The 17,046-nt window shown below is 73.5% G+C and carries 17 protein-coding genes; 8 read left to right on the top strand and 9 right to left on the bottom strand.

Annotated elements, in window-relative coordinates; all coding sequences use genetic code 11:
* Nucleotides 1-35 precede the first annotated feature (35 nt).
* Together ACZ3UD_RS12395 and ACZ3UD_RS12400 are read left to right on the top strand one after the other, a co-directional pair.
* Nucleotides 36-980, top strand: a complete 945-nt coding sequence (locus ACZ3UD_RS12395) for a pseudouridine-5'-phosphate glycosidase (protein ID WP_465585550.1) — start codon at nt 36-38, stop codon at nt 978-980.
* Between the two features lie 3 nt (nt 981-983).
* Entirely contained in the window at nt 984-1,856 is an 873-nt protein-coding gene (locus ACZ3UD_RS12400; RefSeq protein ID WP_465585552.1) for a carbohydrate kinase family protein, read from the top strand.
* Nucleotides 1,857-1,945: 89 nt separating this feature from the next.
* Here the strand turns inward: ACZ3UD_RS12400 and polX are convergent, their stop codons facing one another.
* On the bottom strand, nt 1,946-3,721 hold the full coding sequence (polX, locus tag ACZ3UD_RS12405; protein ID WP_465585553.1) for a DNA polymerase/3'-5' exonuclease PolX: 1,776 nt from the start codon (nt 3,719-3,721) through the stop codon (nt 1,946-1,948).
* 62 nt (nt 3,722-3,783) lie between these two features.
* Nucleotides 3,784-4,482, bottom strand: coding sequence for a histidine kinase (locus ACZ3UD_RS12410; RefSeq protein ID WP_465585555.1), 699 nt, complete (start codon nt 4,480-4,482; stop codon nt 3,784-3,786).
* Between the two features lie 258 nt (nt 4,483-4,740).
* On the opposite strand from ACZ3UD_RS12410, the gene ACZ3UD_RS12415 reads away from it, so the two are divergent.
* Nucleotides 4,741-5,373 carry an ArsR/SmtB family transcription factor gene (locus ACZ3UD_RS12415; protein ID WP_465585557.1) on the top strand — a complete coding sequence of 211 codons (633 nt, stop codon included), beginning with the start codon at nt 4,741-4,743 and terminating at the stop codon, nt 5,371-5,373.
* Nucleotides 5,354-6,682 carry an MFS transporter gene (locus ACZ3UD_RS12420; protein WP_465585559.1) on the top strand — a complete coding sequence of 443 codons (1,329 nt, stop codon included), beginning with the start codon at nt 5,354-5,356 and terminating at the stop codon, nt 6,680-6,682. Before ACZ3UD_RS12415 ends, ACZ3UD_RS12420 begins: the two co-directional genes overlap by 20 nt.
* A gap of 55 nt (nt 6,683-6,737) precedes the next feature.
* On the opposite strand, the gene ACZ3UD_RS12425 is transcribed toward ACZ3UD_RS12420, so the two are convergent.
* Complete coding sequence (locus ACZ3UD_RS12425; protein ID WP_465585560.1) at nt 6,738-7,751, bottom strand: DMT family transporter; 1,014 nt, start codon at nt 7,749-7,751, stop codon at nt 6,738-6,740.
* 334 nt (nt 7,752-8,085) lie between these two features.
* Here ACZ3UD_RS12425 and ACZ3UD_RS12430 point away from each other — a divergent pair, with 334 nt between their 5' ends.
* The gene (locus ACZ3UD_RS12430; protein ID WP_387626036.1) at nt 8,086-8,349 is read left to right on the top strand and encodes a dsRBD fold-containing protein; all 264 of its coding nucleotides are present in this window, start codon (nt 8,086-8,088) and stop codon (nt 8,347-8,349) included.
* 91 nt (nt 8,350-8,440) lie between these two features.
* On the opposite strand, the gene ACZ3UD_RS12435 is transcribed toward ACZ3UD_RS12430, so the two are convergent.
* Together ACZ3UD_RS12435 and ACZ3UD_RS12440 are read right to left on the bottom strand one after the other, a co-directional pair.
* The gene (locus ACZ3UD_RS12435) at nt 8,441-8,797 is read right to left on the bottom strand and encodes a hypothetical protein (RefSeq protein ID WP_465585562.1); all 357 of its coding nucleotides are present in this window, start codon (nt 8,795-8,797) and stop codon (nt 8,441-8,443) included.
* 867 nt (nt 8,798-9,664) lie between these two features.
* Complete coding sequence (locus ACZ3UD_RS12440) at nt 9,665-10,543, bottom strand: alpha/beta fold hydrolase (RefSeq protein WP_465585564.1); 879 nt, start codon at nt 10,541-10,543, stop codon at nt 9,665-9,667.
* 141 nt (nt 10,544-10,684) lie between these two features.
* Here ACZ3UD_RS12440 and ACZ3UD_RS12445 point away from each other — a divergent pair, with 141 nt between their 5' ends.
* The gene (locus ACZ3UD_RS12445) at nt 10,685-11,122 is read left to right on the top strand and encodes a MarR family winged helix-turn-helix transcriptional regulator (protein ID WP_465585859.1); all 438 of its coding nucleotides are present in this window, start codon (nt 10,685-10,687) and stop codon (nt 11,120-11,122) included.
* A 10-nt stretch (nt 11,123-11,132) separates the two neighbouring features.
* Here the strand turns inward: ACZ3UD_RS12445 and ACZ3UD_RS12450 are convergent, their stop codons facing one another.
* Complete coding sequence (locus ACZ3UD_RS12450) at nt 11,133-12,059, bottom strand: AEC family transporter (RefSeq protein WP_465585566.1); 927 nt, start codon at nt 12,057-12,059, stop codon at nt 11,133-11,135.
* A gap of 160 nt (nt 12,060-12,219) precedes the next feature.
* Between ACZ3UD_RS12450 and ACZ3UD_RS12455 the strand changes: the two genes are divergently transcribed.
* Entirely contained in the window at nt 12,220-12,678 is a 459-nt protein-coding gene (locus tag ACZ3UD_RS12455) for an HD domain-containing protein (protein WP_465585568.1), read from the top strand.
* 198 nt (nt 12,679-12,876) lie between these two features.
* Here the strand turns inward: ACZ3UD_RS12455 and ACZ3UD_RS12460 are convergent, their stop codons facing one another.
* Together ACZ3UD_RS12460 and ACZ3UD_RS12465 are read right to left on the bottom strand one after the other, a co-directional pair.
* Nucleotides 12,877-13,248 carry an aggregation-promoting factor C-terminal-like domain-containing protein gene (locus ACZ3UD_RS12460; protein WP_465585570.1) on the bottom strand — a complete coding sequence of 124 codons (372 nt, stop codon included), beginning with the start codon at nt 13,246-13,248 and terminating at the stop codon, nt 12,877-12,879.
* 599 nt (nt 13,249-13,847) lie between these two features.
* Nucleotides 13,848-15,368 carry a carboxyl transferase domain-containing protein gene (locus tag ACZ3UD_RS12465; RefSeq protein WP_465585572.1) on the bottom strand — a complete coding sequence of 507 codons (1,521 nt, stop codon included), beginning with the start codon at nt 15,366-15,368 and terminating at the stop codon, nt 13,848-13,850.
* Nucleotides 15,369-15,657: 289 nt separating this feature from the next.
* On the opposite strand from ACZ3UD_RS12465, the gene ACZ3UD_RS12470 reads away from it, so the two are divergent.
* Complete coding sequence (locus ACZ3UD_RS12470; protein WP_465585574.1) at nt 15,658-16,050, top strand: ribonuclease; 393 nt, start codon at nt 15,658-15,660, stop codon at nt 16,048-16,050.
* A 68-nt stretch (nt 16,051-16,118) separates the two neighbouring features.
* Here ACZ3UD_RS12470 and ACZ3UD_RS12475 read toward each other — a convergent pair whose 3' ends face one another.
* The gene (locus ACZ3UD_RS12475) at nt 16,119-16,934 is read right to left on the bottom strand and encodes an MOSC domain-containing protein (protein WP_465585576.1); all 816 of its coding nucleotides are present in this window, start codon (nt 16,932-16,934) and stop codon (nt 16,119-16,121) included.
* Between the last annotated feature and the right edge of the window lie 112 nt (nt 16,935-17,046).

Here is a 17,046-nt window from a genome sequence, read left to right on the forward strand (position 1 = left end):
CCCACCGCAGTGGCATCTCACAGGAAGATCGCATCATGACCGGACTGCCCAGCAGCACCCCCGCCATCAAGGTCTCCGAGGAGGTCGCGCAGGCCGTCGCCGACGGCCGTCCCGTGGTCGCCCTGGAGTCGACGATCTTCACCCACGGCCTGCCCCGGCCGCGCAACCTGGCCGTCGCGCTGGAGGCCGAGCGGCAGCTGCGGGAGGCGGGCGTCGTCCCGGCGACCATCGGGGTGCACGCGGGCGTGCCCACCGTCGGCCTGAGCACCGAGCAGATCACCGAACTGGCCGCCGCCGACGGCCTGGACAAGGTCAGCCTGCGCGACCTGCCGGTGGTCGCCGCGTTCGGCCGGCACGGCGGCACCACCGTCGCCGCCACCGCCTTCCTGGCCCACCGCGCGGGCGTCCGGGTCTTCTCCACCGGCGGCCTCGGCGGCGTCCACTTCGGCGCCTCCGAGAGCTTCGACGAGTCGGCCGACATGACCACCCTGGCCGCCACCCCGGTCACCGTGGTCAGCGCCGGCGTGAAGTCCATCCTCGACATCCGGGCCACCCTGGAGCGCTTCGAGACCTTCAACATCCCGGTCATCGGCTACCGCACCACCAAGTACCCCGGCTTCTACGTCACCGACTCCGGTCACGAGATCAACTTCAGCGTCCAGTCGCCCGAGGAGGCCGCCAAGGTGATCGACGCCCGCGACCGGCTCAGCCTGCCGCAGGCCGTCCTGATCGCCAACCCGGTCGACCCGGCCAAGCAGCTGCCGCCGGAGGAGCTGGACGGCATCCTGGCCCGCGCCTGGGCCGAGGCCGAGCGCCAGGGCGTCACCGGCAACGCCTCCACCCCGTTCCTGCTCGACTACATCCAGCGCGACACTGGCGGCCGCAGCCTGGAGGTCAACGTCGAGGTCTACCGCGGCAACGTCCGCCTCGGCGGCGAGATCGCCACCGCCCTGGCCGCCGCCGCGTCGACCGGGGCCTGACCCGTGCTCGGGGTGCTCGGCGACCTCGTCGAGGACATCGTGGTCTGGGTCGACGGCCCGCTGCGCCACGGCACCGACTCCAGCGCCCAGGTCTTCCGGCGGCGCGGCGGCAGTGCGGCCAACGTCGCCTGCTTCGCCGCCGGGCACTACCCGGCCCGCTTCCTCGGCTGCGTCGGCGCGGACCCGGTCGGGGACGGCGTCGTCGCCGAACTCGGCGGCCACGGCGTGGACGTACGGGTGCAGCGGCGCGGCCAGACCGGCAGCATCGTGGTGCTCATCGACCAGGACGGCGAGCGCACCATGCTGCCCGACCGCGGCGCCGCCACGCTGCTGGAGCGCGTCCCGCAGGAGTGGCTGGCCGGCCTGACCCACCTGCACGTGCCCGCCTACTCCTTCGACGGCGAGCCGGTCGGCGCCACGGCGGTGGACGCGCTCGGCCGGGTCCGGGAGGCGGGCGGCACCACCTCGGTGGACGCCTCCTCGACCGGCATGCTGGAGCAGTTCGGGCGGGAGCGGTTCCTCGGCCTGCTGGCCGAGTTGGCGCCGACCTTCGTGTTCGCTAACCGGTCCGAGTCAGCTCTCCTCGGCCTGCTGGTGGACGGCCTGCCGGGGCCCGGGCGCGCCCGGTTGGCGGCCACCACGGTGGTCACCAAATCCGGTGCCGAGGCGACCACCGTCGACGTGCCCGGCGAGGGGCTGTTCACCGTGCCGGTCCCGCCGGTCGCGCGGGTGCGTGACCTCACCGGGGCCGGGGACGCCTTCGCGGCGGGCTTCCTGGCCGGCTTCCTGGACACCGGGGACCTGAACCTGGCGGCCGGGCTCGGGCACCGCAGCGCGGCCCGGGTGCTGGCCTCGCCGGGGGCGAGCGCGGGGTAGGCGATTCGCCGGCGGGCAGGGCCGCGGGGCGGGCCGTTGGGTGGGGCCGCAGGGTGGGGCCGCAGGGTGGGGCCGCAGAGTGGGGCCGCCTAGCCGCGCAGCGCGTCCTTGCGGAGGAAGTGCTTCAGCTTCTGCCAGGTCCAGGTGTTGATCACGTCCTCGGCGGTCAGCCAACCGCGCTGCGCCGTACCGATGCCGAAGCGCGGGTAGGCGAGGTGGCCGGTGGCGTGCGCGTCGCTGTCGATCGCGAAGCGCACGCCGTGCCGCCTGGCCCGCAGGATGTCCTCGTCGCGCAGGTCGAGCCGCTGCGGGGAGCTGTTGATCTCGATCGCGGTGCCGGTGCGCGCGGCCGCCGCGAACGCCGCGTCGAGGTCGACGTCGATCGGCCCGCGCCGGCCGATCCGGCGGGTGGTGAGGTGGCCGATGATGTGCACGTGGGGGTTCTCGCAGGCGCGGATCAGCCGACGGGTCTGGGCGGCGCGGTCGAGGGCGAAGTGCGAGTGCACGGAGGCCACGCAGACGTCGAAGTCGGCCAGGAACTCGGCCGGCCAGTCCACCCCGCCGTCCGGGCCGATGTTCAGCTCGGTGCCGTGCAGCAGGCGCAACGTCTTGTGCCGGTCGGCGAGTTGGCGCAGCTGCTCGCGCTGGGCGAGCATCTTCTCGTCGGTCATCCGCTGCATCACCAGGTCCGGCGCGTGGTCGGTGACGGCGTAGTAGGAATAGCCGCGCGCGGCCGCCGTGTCGATCATCTCGGTGAGGGTGGCCAGGCCGTCGGTGAGGTCGGTGTGGGTGTGCAGGTCGCCGCGCAGGTCAGACTCCTGGACGAGGTCCGGGAGTTGACCGTTCAGCGCGGCCTCGATCTCGCCCCGGTCCTCGCGCAGCGTCGGCGGGATCCAGGGCAGGCCGAGCGCGGCGTACACCTCGTCCTCGGTCTCCGAGACGACCTTGGCGCCGTCCGCCTTGGTGCCTTTCCCGGTGCCGCTGTCCTTCCCGGCCCCGCCGTCGACTTCGAACAACCCGTACTCGGAGAGCTTCAGCCCCGCCCGCACCGCCATCGTGCGCAGCTTGATGTTGTGCGCCTTCGACCCGGTGAAGTAGACCAGCGCCGCGCCCCAGTCCTCCTCCGGGACGACCCGCAGGTCCACCTGGATGCCCTGGGTGGTGCGGACCGAGGTCTTGGTCGGTCCGCTCCCGATCACCTCGGCCGCGTACGGGAGTTCGGTGAGCGCGGCCATCAGCGGGGCGGAGTCGGCGGCGGTCGCCAGCACGTCGATGTCGCCCACCGTCTCACGCATCCGGCGCAGCGAACCCGCGTACGCGCAGCGAGTGCAGCCGGGGACGGCCGAGAGCGCCTCGACCAACTGGTCGGCCAGCTCGGTGGCGGTGTCGAGCAGGGTGCGGCCGCCGGACTGCCGCATCAGCTCGATACCGTGCAGGATCTTCTCGCCACTGCGCTCGCCGAAACCGGCCAGGTCGGACAGCTTGTCGGCACGGACCGCCTCGGCGAGTTCCTCGACGGAGGCGATGCCGAGGTCGCGGTAGAGGGAAAGGGCGCGCTTGGGGCCGACGCTCGGGACGGCCATCATCTCCCGTACGCCGGACGGGATCTTGGCGCGCAGGGTCTCCAGCGCGGCGATCTTTCCGGTGGCGAGGTATTCGGCGATCTTCTCGGCGGTGGACTTGCCGACGCCGGGGATCTGCTGGAGTCCCTTGACGTCCAACTCGGCCACGTCCTCGGGGTGGCCGCCGACCGCGCGGGCGGCCTTCTCGTAGGCGCGGGCCCGGAAGGCGTCCCCGCCGGTGATGTTGATCAGGTCGGCGTACTCCTGGAGCAGCTCCCTGACCTGGTCGTTGAGCCGGGGCATGGGGCAAGTCTAGGTTCGGCGGCCCCGGCTCGCCGGGTGGTCGGCCGGCGTCCGCCGAGCGGCTAGTCGTACGCGACCGCCAGCAGCAGGACCACGGTGAGGCCGCCGCCGGGGGTGGGCTCGACCGCGAGCCGGCCGCCCGCCGCCAGCACCAGGCTGTGCAGCGCCGGGCCGACCGGTCCGGTGGCGCGCCCGCCCGCCGGCAGCCATTCGCGGGCCTCGGGCGGCTCGTACGACCCGCGGTCGGAGATCCGTATCTCCACCCGCTCCCGCCTGCGCGCCGTGGTGCCCCGCCCGGTCGCGGCCCGGGGCGCCGCCGGGCGGGTGCGGGTGACCTCCGCGCGGACCAGCACCGGGCCGCCCAGCGGGCTGCGCCGGATCGCGTGGTCGACCAGCCCGGCTATCGCGGCCTCCATCCTCCGGGCGTCCCCGGCCACCACCGGCAGCCCGGGCGCCACCCGGACCGTGACCGCCGCGGCCCGGCCGCCGCCGCGCACCACCCGGTGCACCACGTCGGCGACCTGGACGTGCCGCGCCTGCGGCTCGCACCCGGCCTGCCGGCTGGTCCACCGCAGCCGGTCCAGCTCGGTGCGGGACAGTGTCCGGGGCGAGGCCATCGCGAGCGACGGGACCGGGCCGAGGACTTCCGGCGCGCCCTTGCCGCCCCTGCCGCCCTTGCGATCACTGCGGTCCGCGCCGCCGAGCGCGCCGAGCGCCCGGGCCCCCGAAGCCACGTAGCCCCAGAGCTTCCCGCGTGCCATTGCCCTGCCCCTCGCGCCTGACCGGTGGCCGTCATCGGTTCAGCGGCCGACCGGGGTGGGCCGCTTCCCGGGCCCTGCTGCCAGGGTGCGCCTCCGCCGGCCGGGTGACAATCCGGCTCCGGGGCGCGAAGCGGGCACCGGCCCCCGCCGAGCGGCAGGTCGGACACCCGCTGACCGGCGGGGCCATCCACCCCACCGCAAAGAATCCTTCGCAAAAAGCCTTTGCAAACGTCTCTTTGCGGTCCTATGCTCCTGGCCATGACCGAAGATCGCGGCTGGAAGCACAGCGAGGACCCGCACATCGCCATCACCGCCAAGGGCATGCGGGCGATGGCGCACCCCGTGCGCATGCAGCTGGTCGGGCTGCTGCGCAAGCACGGCCCGTCCACGGCGACCAGGCTGGCCGAGCAGCTGGGGCTCAACTCCGGAGCCACCAGCTACCACCTGCGCCAGCTCGCCGCCGCGGGCTTCGTCGAGGAGGACACGGAGCGCGGCAACGCCCGGGAGCGGTGGTGGCGCTCGGCACACCGGCTCACCGTCTGGACGGGGGACGACATGGCCGACGAGGAGCCCGACACGGCTGTCGGCTTCCTGCGGTCCGTCCTGGCCGCGCACACCCTGACCGGCCAGCGCACGCTGGACGCCTTCGAGACCATGCCGCGCGAGTGGCGCCGGGTGACAGACCTCAGCGACCTGATCCTGCGGCTCACGCCCGCCGAGGCCGAGCAACTGACCGGCGAGCTATCCGACGTGATCGGGCGCTACCGCCGGATCGACGCTGGCGGGCCGGTCCCGGAGGGCAGCGAGCAGGTCTCCGTGATCGTCCACGTCCTGCCGGACCCGAGCACCGTTACGACCGAGGGGGAACCGTATGACCACTGCCGCCGTTAACCCGCCCGCGCGCAGCTTCCGGCCACTGGCCGGGGTGCTGACCGCCATGGCCGTCTCCATGACCGGGACACGGGTCTCAGCCATCGCCCTGCCCTGGTTCGTCCTGGCCACTACCGGCAGCGCCACCATGACCGGCCTGGTCGCCTTCGCCGAGATGACGCCGTACGTGCTGGTCAAGGCGCTGACCGGGCCGCTGGTCGACCGGCTCGGGCCGCGGGTGGTGTCCTGGACGACGGACGCGGTGAGTGCCGTCGCGGCCGGGCTGGTCCCGCTGTTGCACGCGTACGGGCTGCTGCCGTTCTGGCTGCTTCTCGCGATGGTCGCGGTGATCGGCGCGATGCGCGGCCCGGGAGACTTGGCCAAGTCGGTCATGGTCCCGGAGGCGACCGACCAGGCCCGGGTGCCGATGGAGCGCGCCACCGGGCTGTCGGGCGTCACCGAGCGGCTGGCCTCCACGATCGGGCCGGCGGTCGGCGGCGGGCTGGTCGCACTGATGGGTCCGCTGGCCGGGCTGGTGGTCAACGCGGCCACCTTCGCACTCGGGTCACTGGTCATCGCGCTCGCGCTGCCGCGCGGCATGGGGCGCCCGGCGGTGCCCGGTGCGACCGCGTCGTCGTCCAGGTCGGCGGGGGAGGGGGAGCAGGGCGGCTATTGGCGGATGTTCCGCGAGGGCTTCGCCTTCCTGCGGTCCGAGCCGCTGCTGCTCGCCGTGATAGTGATGGTCGGCATCACCAATCTGCTCGACGCGGGCTTCACGACCGTTCTTGTCCCGGTCTGGGCACGGGAGTCCGGCAACGGCCCGGCCGCCATCGGCCTGACCGCCGGTGTCATGGGCGCCACGGCAGTCGTCGGCAGCCTGATCGCGGCGGCAGTCGCCTCGCGCCTGCCCCGGCGGACAGTCTTCTTCACCGGCTTCCTGCTGTGCGGTGCGCCCCGCTTCCTGGTGCTCGCCCTCGGTGCGCCGATGTGGGTGGTGGTCACGGTGTTCGCGGTCGGAGGCTTCGGCTCCGGCTTCCTCAACCCGATCCTCGGCGCCGTTCTCTTCGAACGGGTGCCCCGCCACCTCCTCGGCCGCGTCCACGCCCTCGGCGACTCCCTCGCCTGGGCGGGCATCCCCCTGGGAGGCCTCCTCGCCGGCGGCGCGGTCGCCCTGGTCGGTCTGATACCCAGCCTGCTCACGGCCGGGATCCTGTATTTCGCCACTACGACGCTGACCGGGCTGCGGCCGGAGTGGCGGGAGATGGACCGTCTGCGGGGGCACGGGAGCACCGCGGTCGTCGAGCAGGAGGTGGAGTCGGCACACGCGTAGGTCATCAACCATCCAGCGCGGGCGACCTGCGCGCTCCAGCGCATCGGCCGCCCGCCTACTCGCCCGTTCCGTCCCAGTCCTTCGCGTCCCTACCCTTCGCGTCCCCGTCCTGTTCGTCGTTCTCCCCGGCTTCGCCCTGGTCCCCGGGTTGGTCCTCGCCGCCGGGTTTGTCCCAGGGCGTGTCCTCCGGTGGCGCGCCGATGCTCTCCAGGGTCTCCCGGACGGTGCCGGGCATCGCCGGGTGCCGCCCGATTACGATCACCCCGATCACGATGGCCAGCAGCCCGATCGCCTCCCAGGCCAGCGCGCCCGGGGTCACCCGCAGCCGGTCGCCGAGGAAGCCGACCGCGCAGGCGATACCGGCCAGTGGCTGGGCGGCGGTCAGCGCGGGCAGGGACATCCGCAGCGGGGCGGCCTCGAAGGCGCTCTGCACCAGCAGCAGCCCGACCACGCCCGCCACCACCACCGCGTACGGCTGCCAGGTGCGCAGCACCGCCGTCAGCCCGTCGTGGTCCAGGAGCTGGGTGGTGGTGCGGGTGAGCGCGTCCTGCAGGCCGTAGAGCAGCCCGGCGGCGAGCGCCAGCAGCGTGGCCTCCTCGAACAGCGGCAGCCGCCGGGCGAGCGAGACCAGCAGCAGGGTCAGCCCGACCACCGTGCCGACCACCAGCCAGTGCCGCAGCTCCCCGGCGGGTGGTCCGCCCCCGGTGGGCCGCCCGGCCACGATGAACGCCGTCACCCCGAGGCCGAGCAGCAGCACCCCGGCCCAGCCGGAACGGCCCAGCGTCTGACGGGTCAGCACCCGGGAGAGTGCCATGGCGAAGAGCAGGTTGGTCGCCAGCAGCGGCTCGACCAGTGAGACCTGGCCCTGATTGAGCGCGAGCGCGGAGAGCAGCAGCCCGCTGACCATGAACCCGGTGCCGAGCAGCCACTCCGGCATCCGCATCAGGTCCAGCAGCAGCCGCCAGCGCAGCATGTCGGCACGAGGGGCCCGCTGCGCCGCGTGCTGCTGGAGGACGAAGCCGAGCCCCAGACAGCAGGCCGCGCTGAGGGCGAGAAGGAAGACCGCCACGGAGGGACCACCAGGTTGTCGCTGCCCCGCGCCGCGCCGGCGGGTCCGGGGTGGGGGTCGGCGGTCGCGGCGCGCTTCCGTCAGCCTACCGCCGGGGCGGTGGCCAGGCTGATCGGACGCGGGACGGCCCGCCGATCGGACGCGGGAACACCCGTCGATCGGGCGTCCGGAGGCAGCGCGGTTCGGGTGCCGGAGGCACGGCGGCCGTGTGCCACCCAGCCGCGCTTGCCGCTTCGGGTGGGGCAGGCGCACGCTGGTGTGAGCGGCCGCCACGGGCCCACCGCCCGTGCCGGCCCGAACAGGCGCGACGGGGGCAGGCGCCAGGAGGTGTGGCATGCACAACCAGTGGGACGTGGAGCTGAGCTTCGAAGAGGACGGCGTGCACACGACGTGCGACGCCAGGCTGGTGGGCGCGAGGGCGCCGGGCCTGAACGCCCACGGCGAGGCCGAGAAGAGCGCGGAGGACCGTCCGCTCGCCAGGATCGGCGAGGAGGTCGCGGCCTCCCGCGCCCTGGAGGAACTGTCCCGCAAGCTGCGGGCCCAGGCCACCGGGGAGATCGAGGACGAAGGGCACCGCCCGGGCTACCTGATCTACTGACCTCGGCGGCTCTTCCGAACGCCCAGGCCTTTCAAGGAGGAGGGGGCGGCCGCGTCGGCACGGTCGCCCCGACCTTCCCGTGCGCTCCGGCTCAGCTCCAGGGGTTGGCCGGCCGGTCGTTGATGGCCGTCCAGAAGCGGGTGTCGGCCGGGAGGGTGCCGGTGGCCCAGAGCGACCACCCCTCACCGTCGTGGAACTCGGCCGTCCGCCAGTCGCCGCCGAAGGAGTCCGCGCACAGCTCGTCGGCGGCCTCGCGGCTCGTCAGCTCGGAGCCCGCCGTCGGCGCGGTCGCCGCCACCTCGCCGCCCGCCCAGCTGTGGAAGCCGGTGGTCGGGATCCCGTCCGGGGCCGGTCGGCCGTCCACCCGGATGCAGAGCACCGGCAGTTCGGTTTCGGGATCGGTGTCGCCGAGGTAGGGGTTGTTGAGGCCGTCGGTCCCGACGTGCACCGAGCTGGTGCGCTGCTCCGAGCGGTCCAGGTCAGCCCCAGGTGTTCGCCCGGCGAGGCGGCGACGGTCGGGGCCGACGCGACGGCGGACGCGCTGTTCGGAGGGACGGTCAGGGCGGCGAGCGCGAACACCGCGGCGGGGGCGAGGCGTCGGACGAACACGGGCATGGCTGCTCCGGGGACGTGGGAGGCGAGTGGGGCGGCTGCGGGGCCGTAGTCTGCCAGCGCCAAGTGCCGTGTGGACCAGGAGACTTGATAGGTGCGTCGGTTTCCGGCTGCCGCCCGCCCGCTTGGTCCGTGGACTACCGGACCAGCGCCGCGCCGCGCCCCAGCCGCTCGGCAGCCGGGCCCACCGCCGCCTCCCAGGCCCGGTAGCCCCGGGTTTGACGCCCTGATTCCGGAGCGGACGGCGGCCCCTTCCCCGTGGTCGACTCAACGAGCCGCTGGACGAACGGGCATGGGCGCGAGTCAGTCGATCGGCCGAGGGCCGAAGACCCCCTGCGCGGGAAGTCGGACCCGCCGACTTCCCGCGCGGGCTTCGAGGCGGGGCGCGGCAATCCGTGGTTCGATCGCCATCATTCGCGATCATTCGCGGGCCCGACGAGGCGCAGTGGTCGGAGCTCGTCGCTTCATGGGGCCGAATCCGGTGCAAGCCGGGGGAGCCCGAGCTCCGGCGTGGTTCCGCGGCGGGGGCGTGGGTTGAGGCCGGAGAGGGCGGGAGTGTGGGGTGGGGGGCGTAGCGGCGTCCGGGGTCGGGCGTGGTTGCGAAGGTGACGCGTGTGGGCCGCGCGGGCCGAGGCCGGACGTGCCACAGCGGCGTCGACTCGGGGCGTCTGCTCGGCTCGTCGTGATGCTGCGCCGGGCCGGGTCAAGGGCGGGTGGGGGTGAGGAAGTCCAGGACGCGGTGGTTGACCTCGGGAGCGGCGGAGGTGGGGAGGGTGTGGTGGGAGGTGTTCGGGATGGTGGCGATGGTGGCGTGGGGGACGGCTCGGCGGGTGGCTTCGGCGGTGTGGTGGGGGTCGTGGGGGCGGGAGTTGGCGGCGTACAGGGTGAGGAGGGGGGTGGTGAGGGTGCGGAGGCGGGCGGGGGCGGGCCGGGGGCCGGTGATGACGGGGGAGGCGGGGAAGTCGGCGTAGCCGAGGGCGTAGAGCTCGCGCCAGGCGGGGTCGAGGCCGTGGCCGCCGGATTCCCACTCGAGGTAGGAGCGGGCGCGGGCCGGGTTGCGGTGGGGGAGGAAGAGGGGGAGGGCGCGGAGGAGGTAGCCGGGGCGGAAGCCGGTGAAGCACTGGGTGGGGTCGAGGAGTGCGAGGCGACCGACGCGGGTGGGGGTGTGCAGGGCGTATTCGAGGGCGATCCAGGCGCCGTAGGAGTGGGCGCAGAAGTCGGCTTCGGGGACGCCGAGTTGGTCGAGTACGGTGTCCAGCCAGCCGAGCAGGCCGGGGACGTCGCCGAGTGGTGCGCCGTCGTGGATGCTGCGGCCCGGATCGCCGATGAGGTCGACGGCGAGGACGCGGTGGCCGGCCTCGGCCCAGGCGCCGGCGTTGGCGAACCACAGGGTGGAGGTGGCGCCGCCGCCGTGGAGGAGGACGAGGGGGCGGCCGTCGGCCGGGCCGCAGGCGTTGATCCGGGTGATGCCGTGCGGGGTGCGGACGGTGAGGGGTTCGACCGGGACGGGCCAGCGGGCGAGCAGCGCGTCGTAGGCGGCGAGGAAGGGAGCGGTGACGGAGCGGGCGGTGCGGGTGGACATGGTGGGCCTCCGCGGTGTGGTGTGATCGGCGACCGGATCACATACGGAATCACTCGTTGAGCAAGTATCTCGCTGAGCGAGAGAATAATGGCATGAGAGTGCCCGAGGAAGGACGAGAGGGTGTCCGAGGTTGAGGAGCCGATGCGGCTGGTCCATCTGCTGCGCGGTCTGACGGTCGAACTCGACCTGTTCGGGGCGGAGTTCGCAGCTCGCAACGGTCTGCATCCGACCGACCTGCGGGCGCTGATCCACCTGCTGGACGCCACCCGGGCCGGGGAGGTGGTCACTCCGGGTCGGCTCGGGGAAGCGCTGCGGCTGAACTCGGCGGGGACCACCGGTCTGGTGGACCGGCTGGTGCGGCTCGGGCTGATCCGCCGTGAGCGAGACCCGCAGGACCGGCGGAAGGTCCGGCTGGTGGTGGAGGAGCGGGCGATGGAGCTGGGGCAGGGCTTCTTCGGCGGGCTGATCGGCGATCTGGTCGCGGCGATGGGCCGGTTCGACCCGGCGGAGCTGGCGACGGCCCGGCGCTTCCTGGAGTCGATGACGGCGGTGGTGGCCGCCGCCCGGGAGGAAGGGTGACGGGGGAACGCTACGCGGGCCCGAGGGTCCAGCTGATCACGGACAGGGTCGCCATTGACACCAGCGTCGACCAGAGCACCGTGTCCCGGGCGAGGTCGCTGCTCTGCTCGTACTCGCGGGCGTAGGTGTAGACGTTCTGCGCCGTCGGCAGGGCGGAGAAGAGCACCACGGTGAGCAGTTGGTGCGGAGGAAGGTGGAGCAGCGGCCCGGCGACGGTGAGGGCGACGAGCGGCTGGACCAGGGTCTTGACCGCGACGGTCAGCCCGACCTCGGCGCGGCGTGAACGGCCGTCGGAGGGCGGGCGGTTGTGCAGGGATATGCCGAGGGCGATCAGGGCGGTCGGCACGCCGGCGCCGCCGAGCAGTTCGCAGGAACGGTTCAGCTCGGCGGGCAGGTGCAGCCCGGTCGCGGAGACGACGGCGCCGAGCGCGGTGGCGAGCAGGATCGGGTTGCGCAGCGGCAGGGTGAGCAGGGCCCGGCGGCCGGCCGCGCCGCTGTCCAGGACGGCGAGGACGGCGGGGGTGACCAGCAGGATCTGGAACAGCACCACCGGCGCGACGAAGGAGGCGTCACCGAGGACCTGCATGGTCACGGGTATGCCGAGGTTGGCGGAGTTGACGTATCCGGAGGCCATCGCGCCGATGGCGAGTTCGCCGGGCTTGCGCCGGAAGAGCAGGTGCCCGGCGAGCAGCCCGAGGCCGGTCGCGACGGCGGTGCCGGCCGCGAAGGCGAGCATCGAGGGGTTGGCGAACCGGTCGAGCGGGGTGCGGGCGATCATCAGGAAGAGCGCGGCCGGCATCGCGACGTGGAAGACGAAACGGTTCAGCACCACCTCGGCCTGCGGTCCGAGCAGTCCGGTGCGGCCGACGAGGTAGCCGATCCCGGTGAGCACCCAGATCGGGGCGAAGCCGGACAGCAGCGGATGCAGGGATGGCATGGTTCCTCGGATCGCTCGGACGGGTCTGCCGGGTCCGGCGGGGGATCGCCCGCCCGCGGGAGGGCGTCAACCCCCGGGGCGGTGACCCTGGGTGCCGTGGAGCCCTGGGGCAGTAAACCAGCAGGCGCGGACTCGAAGATCACGGGCCTACGATGAGTCGATGGAGCAGCAGTACCTGAGCCTGCCCGAGGTCGAGGCCATCGCGCGCCGCGCCCACCGGGGACAGGTGGACAAGAACGGGCACCCGTACAGCGAGCACATCGCGGCGGTCGCCGCCGGCACGGCGGCGCGCGGCGGGAGCGAGGCGCAGATCGCGGCGGGCTGGCTGCACGACACCGTCGAGGACGACCGGCTGAGCCGGGAGTGGCTGGCGGCGGCCGCACTGCCGGAGACGACCAAGGCGATCGTGGACGCGCTCACCCGCCGCCCGGACGAGCCGGTCGAGGAGTACACCGCGCGCATCCTGGCCACGCCCGGCGCGCTGCTGGTCAAGCGGGCCGACCTGGCGCACAACTCCGACCCGGCCCGGCTGGCCTCGCTGGACCGGGCGACCGCCGAGCGGCTGGCCGCCAAGTACGCGCGGATGCGGGAGCTGCTCGGGCTCGCCGGGGAGCTGTGAGTCGGGGAGCTGTGAGTCGGGGAGCCGTGAACCGCGGAGCCGTGTGAGCAGCAGGGAAACCACGACAGGGCCCAGGCCACGCGGATCGCGCGGGCCCGGGCCCTGTCGGGTCACCCCGGTGGTCCCTGTCCGACCCCCGGGGTGAGGGGGGAGTGGTCAGGAGGCGGGTGGAAGTCGGTACGCCGGTGGTCGGTCGGCTTAGTACCAGTGGTGGTTCTGCCAGAAGACCCAGGCAGCGTTCGGGCTGCCGTAGCGGGTGTTCATGTAGTTCAGCGCCCACTTGATCTGGGTGCGCGGGTTGGTCCGCCAGTCCGAACCGGCGGAGGCCATCTTGGAGCCCGGCAGCGCCTGCGCCAGGCCGTACGCGCCCGAGCTCGGGTTGGTCGCGGTCACGTTCCAGCTGGACTCGTGGAAGATGATCTGGCTGAACGAGGCCAGCTGGTTCGCCGGGACGATCTGGGCGGCGATGGTCTTCGGGGACACGGTGGCGGCGTTCGCGGTGGCGGGCAGCACGCCGCCGAGGACGGTCAGACCGGCGGCGCCGGCGAGGATCGCGGCAGAAGTACGCATACGGAGCTTGAAAGCGGGCATGTAAGACAGGACCTCAATCGGGTTGGGTCGAGTCGCGCCCCACCCAGGACCACGGGCCGGACAGGGGCCGTTGCGGTTGTGGGGCGCGACTCGGCGGTAAGCCGTTCACCGGCGGGACAGGAGGCCGGTGCGGCTGACGACGAGAGCCATTGTTGCCAGATGGGGTCGGCCGTCGCCAAGACCCCCTCGTTACGACGCCCGGTCGTACGGGCGGTGGCCGCCGTGGATTCGAAGGGGCGGCGGCGCGCGGTGTTCGGACCTGTGCTGAACTGGGAAAACGCCTGTCGAGCGGGACCTCGGGCGGTGGCCTGTCAAGTGGCGGTGGCCTGTCAAGTACCCGGAGCGCACCACTACCGGCCGTCGTAGGCTCGATTCGACTGTGAGTGCACTCACCGTTTAGGAGCGGGGACTGTCACGGGACGATCCGGTCACACCACTTTGGGTACAGACGATCTGTGCCCGGCGCCACACGATCTCGTCGCCGTCCGGAGGCGCCGGCTCACCGAACGTCACCCGATCGCCGAAAGTCGCCCGATCGCCGATCACCGAACGTCGCCCGATCGCCGAAAGTCACGCAATCACCGAACGTCGCCCAGCCGCCGGTGCCGGGCCGCCCGGGTCGTGAGCCGCTCCGCCTCGCCGGTGGCCGCCAGGGTGTCGAGCGCCGTTCCGAGCGCCGCTCCCATGCGGGCGCAGAAGGCCTCCGGTTCCTCGGCGGCGTCCGGCAGCTCCGGGACCACCTCGTCCACCAGCCCGACCTCCGCCAGGTGGTGGGCGCCGATGCCCTGGGCCCTGGCCAGCTCGGCCGCGTGCGCGCCGTCCCGGTGGACGATCGCCGAGGCGCCCTCCGGCGGCAGCGGCGCCAGCCAGGCGTGTCCGGCGGCGAGTACCCGGTCGGCCGGGAGCAGCGCCAGCGCCCCGCCACCGGAGCCCTGGCCGAGCAGGACGGCGAGGACGGGCGTGCGCAGCGCGAGCAGGGTGGTCAGGCAGTGCGCGATCTCCACCGCGATCCCGTCCAGCTCGGCCTGGGCGGAGAGCTCGGCCCCGGCCGTGTCCACCACCGTGACCAGCGGCAGCCGCAGCTGCTCGGCGAGCCGGGCGGTGCGGCGGACGGCCCGCAGGTCGGCGGCGGTGAAGGGGCGCTCGTGCTCCGGGCTCTGCCGCTGCTGGCCGACGACCAGGACGGGCCGGCCGCCGAGTACGGCGAGCGCCCGGACCAGCGCGCCGCCGCGGCCTCCGGGCGCGTCCAGCAGCACCAGCTCCTCGGCGGTGCGACGCAGCAGCTCGCGGGTGCCGGGGCGGTCGGGGCGACGGCTGCGGCGGACGGAGTCCCAGGCGTCGGGGTGCTCGGCGGGCTCTTCGCCGGCGCGGGCGGTGCCGGTATCGCGAACGTCGCCCGTATGAGGGGGAGGCGTGGGGCCGAGGACGGCGAGTGTCCGGCGGAGGAGTTCGCGCAGCTCCTGCGGCGGTACCACGGCGTCCACCAGCCCGCGCTCGGCCAGCGTCTCCGCCCGCTGGACGTCCGCCGGCAGCTCCACGCCGCGCAGCTCCTCGTAGACCCGCGGCCCGAGGAAGCCGAGCCGGGCGCCGGGCTCGGCGAAGACCAGCTGGCCGAGCGTGCCCCAGGAGGCGAAGACCCCGCCCATGGTGGGGTTGCGCAGATAGGTGAGGTAGGGGAGACCGGCCGCGCGGTGCGCCTGGACCGCGGCGGTGATGCGGAGCATGCAGAGGAAGGCCGCCGAGCCCTCCTGCATCCTGGTGCCGCCGGAGACCGGCAGGGCGAGCAGTGGCAGTCGCTCGGCGGTGGCGCGTTCGACGGCCCGGGTGATCCGTTCGGCGGTGGCGACGCCGATGGAGCCGCCGAGGAAGCCGAACTCGGAGGCGACCAGGGCGACCGGCCGGCCGTCGATCAGGCCGAGGCCGGTGAGCACGGCCTCGTCCAGGCCGGTGCGTTCGCGGGCGCGGTCGAGCGAGGCGCGGTAGCCGGGGTCGGCGGGCGGCCCGGCCGGCGGCTCGTCCCAGCCCTGGAAACTCCCGGCGTCGACCAGCAGTCCGATCAGCTGGTGCGCCGTCAGCGAAGTGCCCGTTCCCGTACCCATGTCCACCCCGTCAGAGATCGTTTCGGCCCGACACGGTGCGCCACTCTATGTGGCGCCGATGTCGCGTCGTGGGAGGGCTGTGAAGGTGTGAGCAGGCCGACAACGGCGCTCGCAGTAGTTCGATGGCGGTCGGCCCAAGGGTGGTGCGGACGGTTCGTGGACGGCGCCGGGAAGGGCGGCCCGGGGCTGGAATACGGGTGAAGTCGCTGATGAGACAGGGGAGTTACCCGTCGGTAAAAAGTTGACTCAGGGGTTCCGGAGTTGTCGGTGGATCGCCACACTGGTGGACATGACTCGCACTCTACGCGCGTGGAAGTCCCGCGCTGCCGCCATCACCGCCGTCGCCATGATGACCCTCGCCCCCGTCGCCGTCGCCACCGACGCGCACGCCGACGTGAGCGGCACGGTGTGCCTGTCCACCCTGCCGCCGGAGGCCACCGACACCCTCAACCTGATCGCCTCCGACGGGCCGTTCCCGTACTCGCAGGACGGCGTGGTGTTCCAGAACAGAGAGAGCGTCCTGCCTAGCCAGTCCTACGGGTACTACCACGAGTACACCGTCATCACCCCGGGCTCCCCGACCCGCGGTGCCCGCCGGATCGTGACCGGCCAGCAGTACCAGGAGGACTACTACACCGGCGACCACTACGCCACGTTCTCCCTGATCGACCAGACCTGCTGACACCCCCCGGCACGGCCGCGGCCCCGGCGAACTTCCCCGCCGGGGCCACGGGCGTACCGGGAACGGCCCTACAGCTCGGACGGCCCCCAGGCGCTCACCGCCAGCTCGTCCCCGACCCGCAGCGTGCCCGGCCGCACCACCGCGAACTTGCTGCCGAACGCCACCCCGCCGGCCGCCGCGCGGCGGTAGCGGGCCAGCGTGCGCAGCGGCTCCGGGCCGGCCTTGGCGCCGGTCGACTGGTCCACCAGCGTCACCGCGCAGCGGATCGCCAGCTTCGTGTAGCCCAACTCCGCGCCGCCGACGGTGAACCGGCGGAGCAGGTCCTCGGTGTGCGGCTCCGGCCAGCCGTCCACCACCAGGTTCGGGCGGAACCGGTCCACCGGCAGTGGAGCCCCGTCCGAGCGCGCGTTGAAGTCGTCCAGGGACGACCGCGACAGCAGGTGCACGGCGGAGCTGTCCGCGAACCCGGACGTCCCCGGGGTCAGTCCGTCGGTCACCCGGTCGTGCTCCGGCGGCACCCGGACCAGCCGGCTGCGCGCGCCCAGCACCTCGGAGAGCCACCCGGCGGCCTCCTCGCCCTGGTCGACGGCCGGGTACGGCGTGCCGAACATCCGCACCTCGCGGCGCGGGCCCTCGGTGTCGACGGCGAACTCCACCGGCTCCACCCCGGGCGCGGCGAGAGCCAGCCGGTCTCCCCCGAGGACGGTCGGGTGGACGGTCGCCAGTAGCCGGTCCCGCCGCTGGGAACGGAACACGCCCTCCGCGTCCACCACCATGAACGAGCGGTCGTGGGCCAGTCCGGCCCGGGTCAGCTCCGCCTGTTCCGCCACCACCCCGGCGCAGCCCTTCACCGGGTAGTACCGCAACTCCACCACTGTGGCCATCTTTCCCCCCGTACTCTCCAGCCGCCTCGGGCGAGGCTTCTCCGTTTCCCCGTAGGGTAGTTGCGGGCGCCGGTGACGAGCCGCTGAACACCGGGCAGCCGCGCGGTTGCTA

This window comes from Kitasatospora sp. NPDC023118 (genome assembly GCF_055560875.1).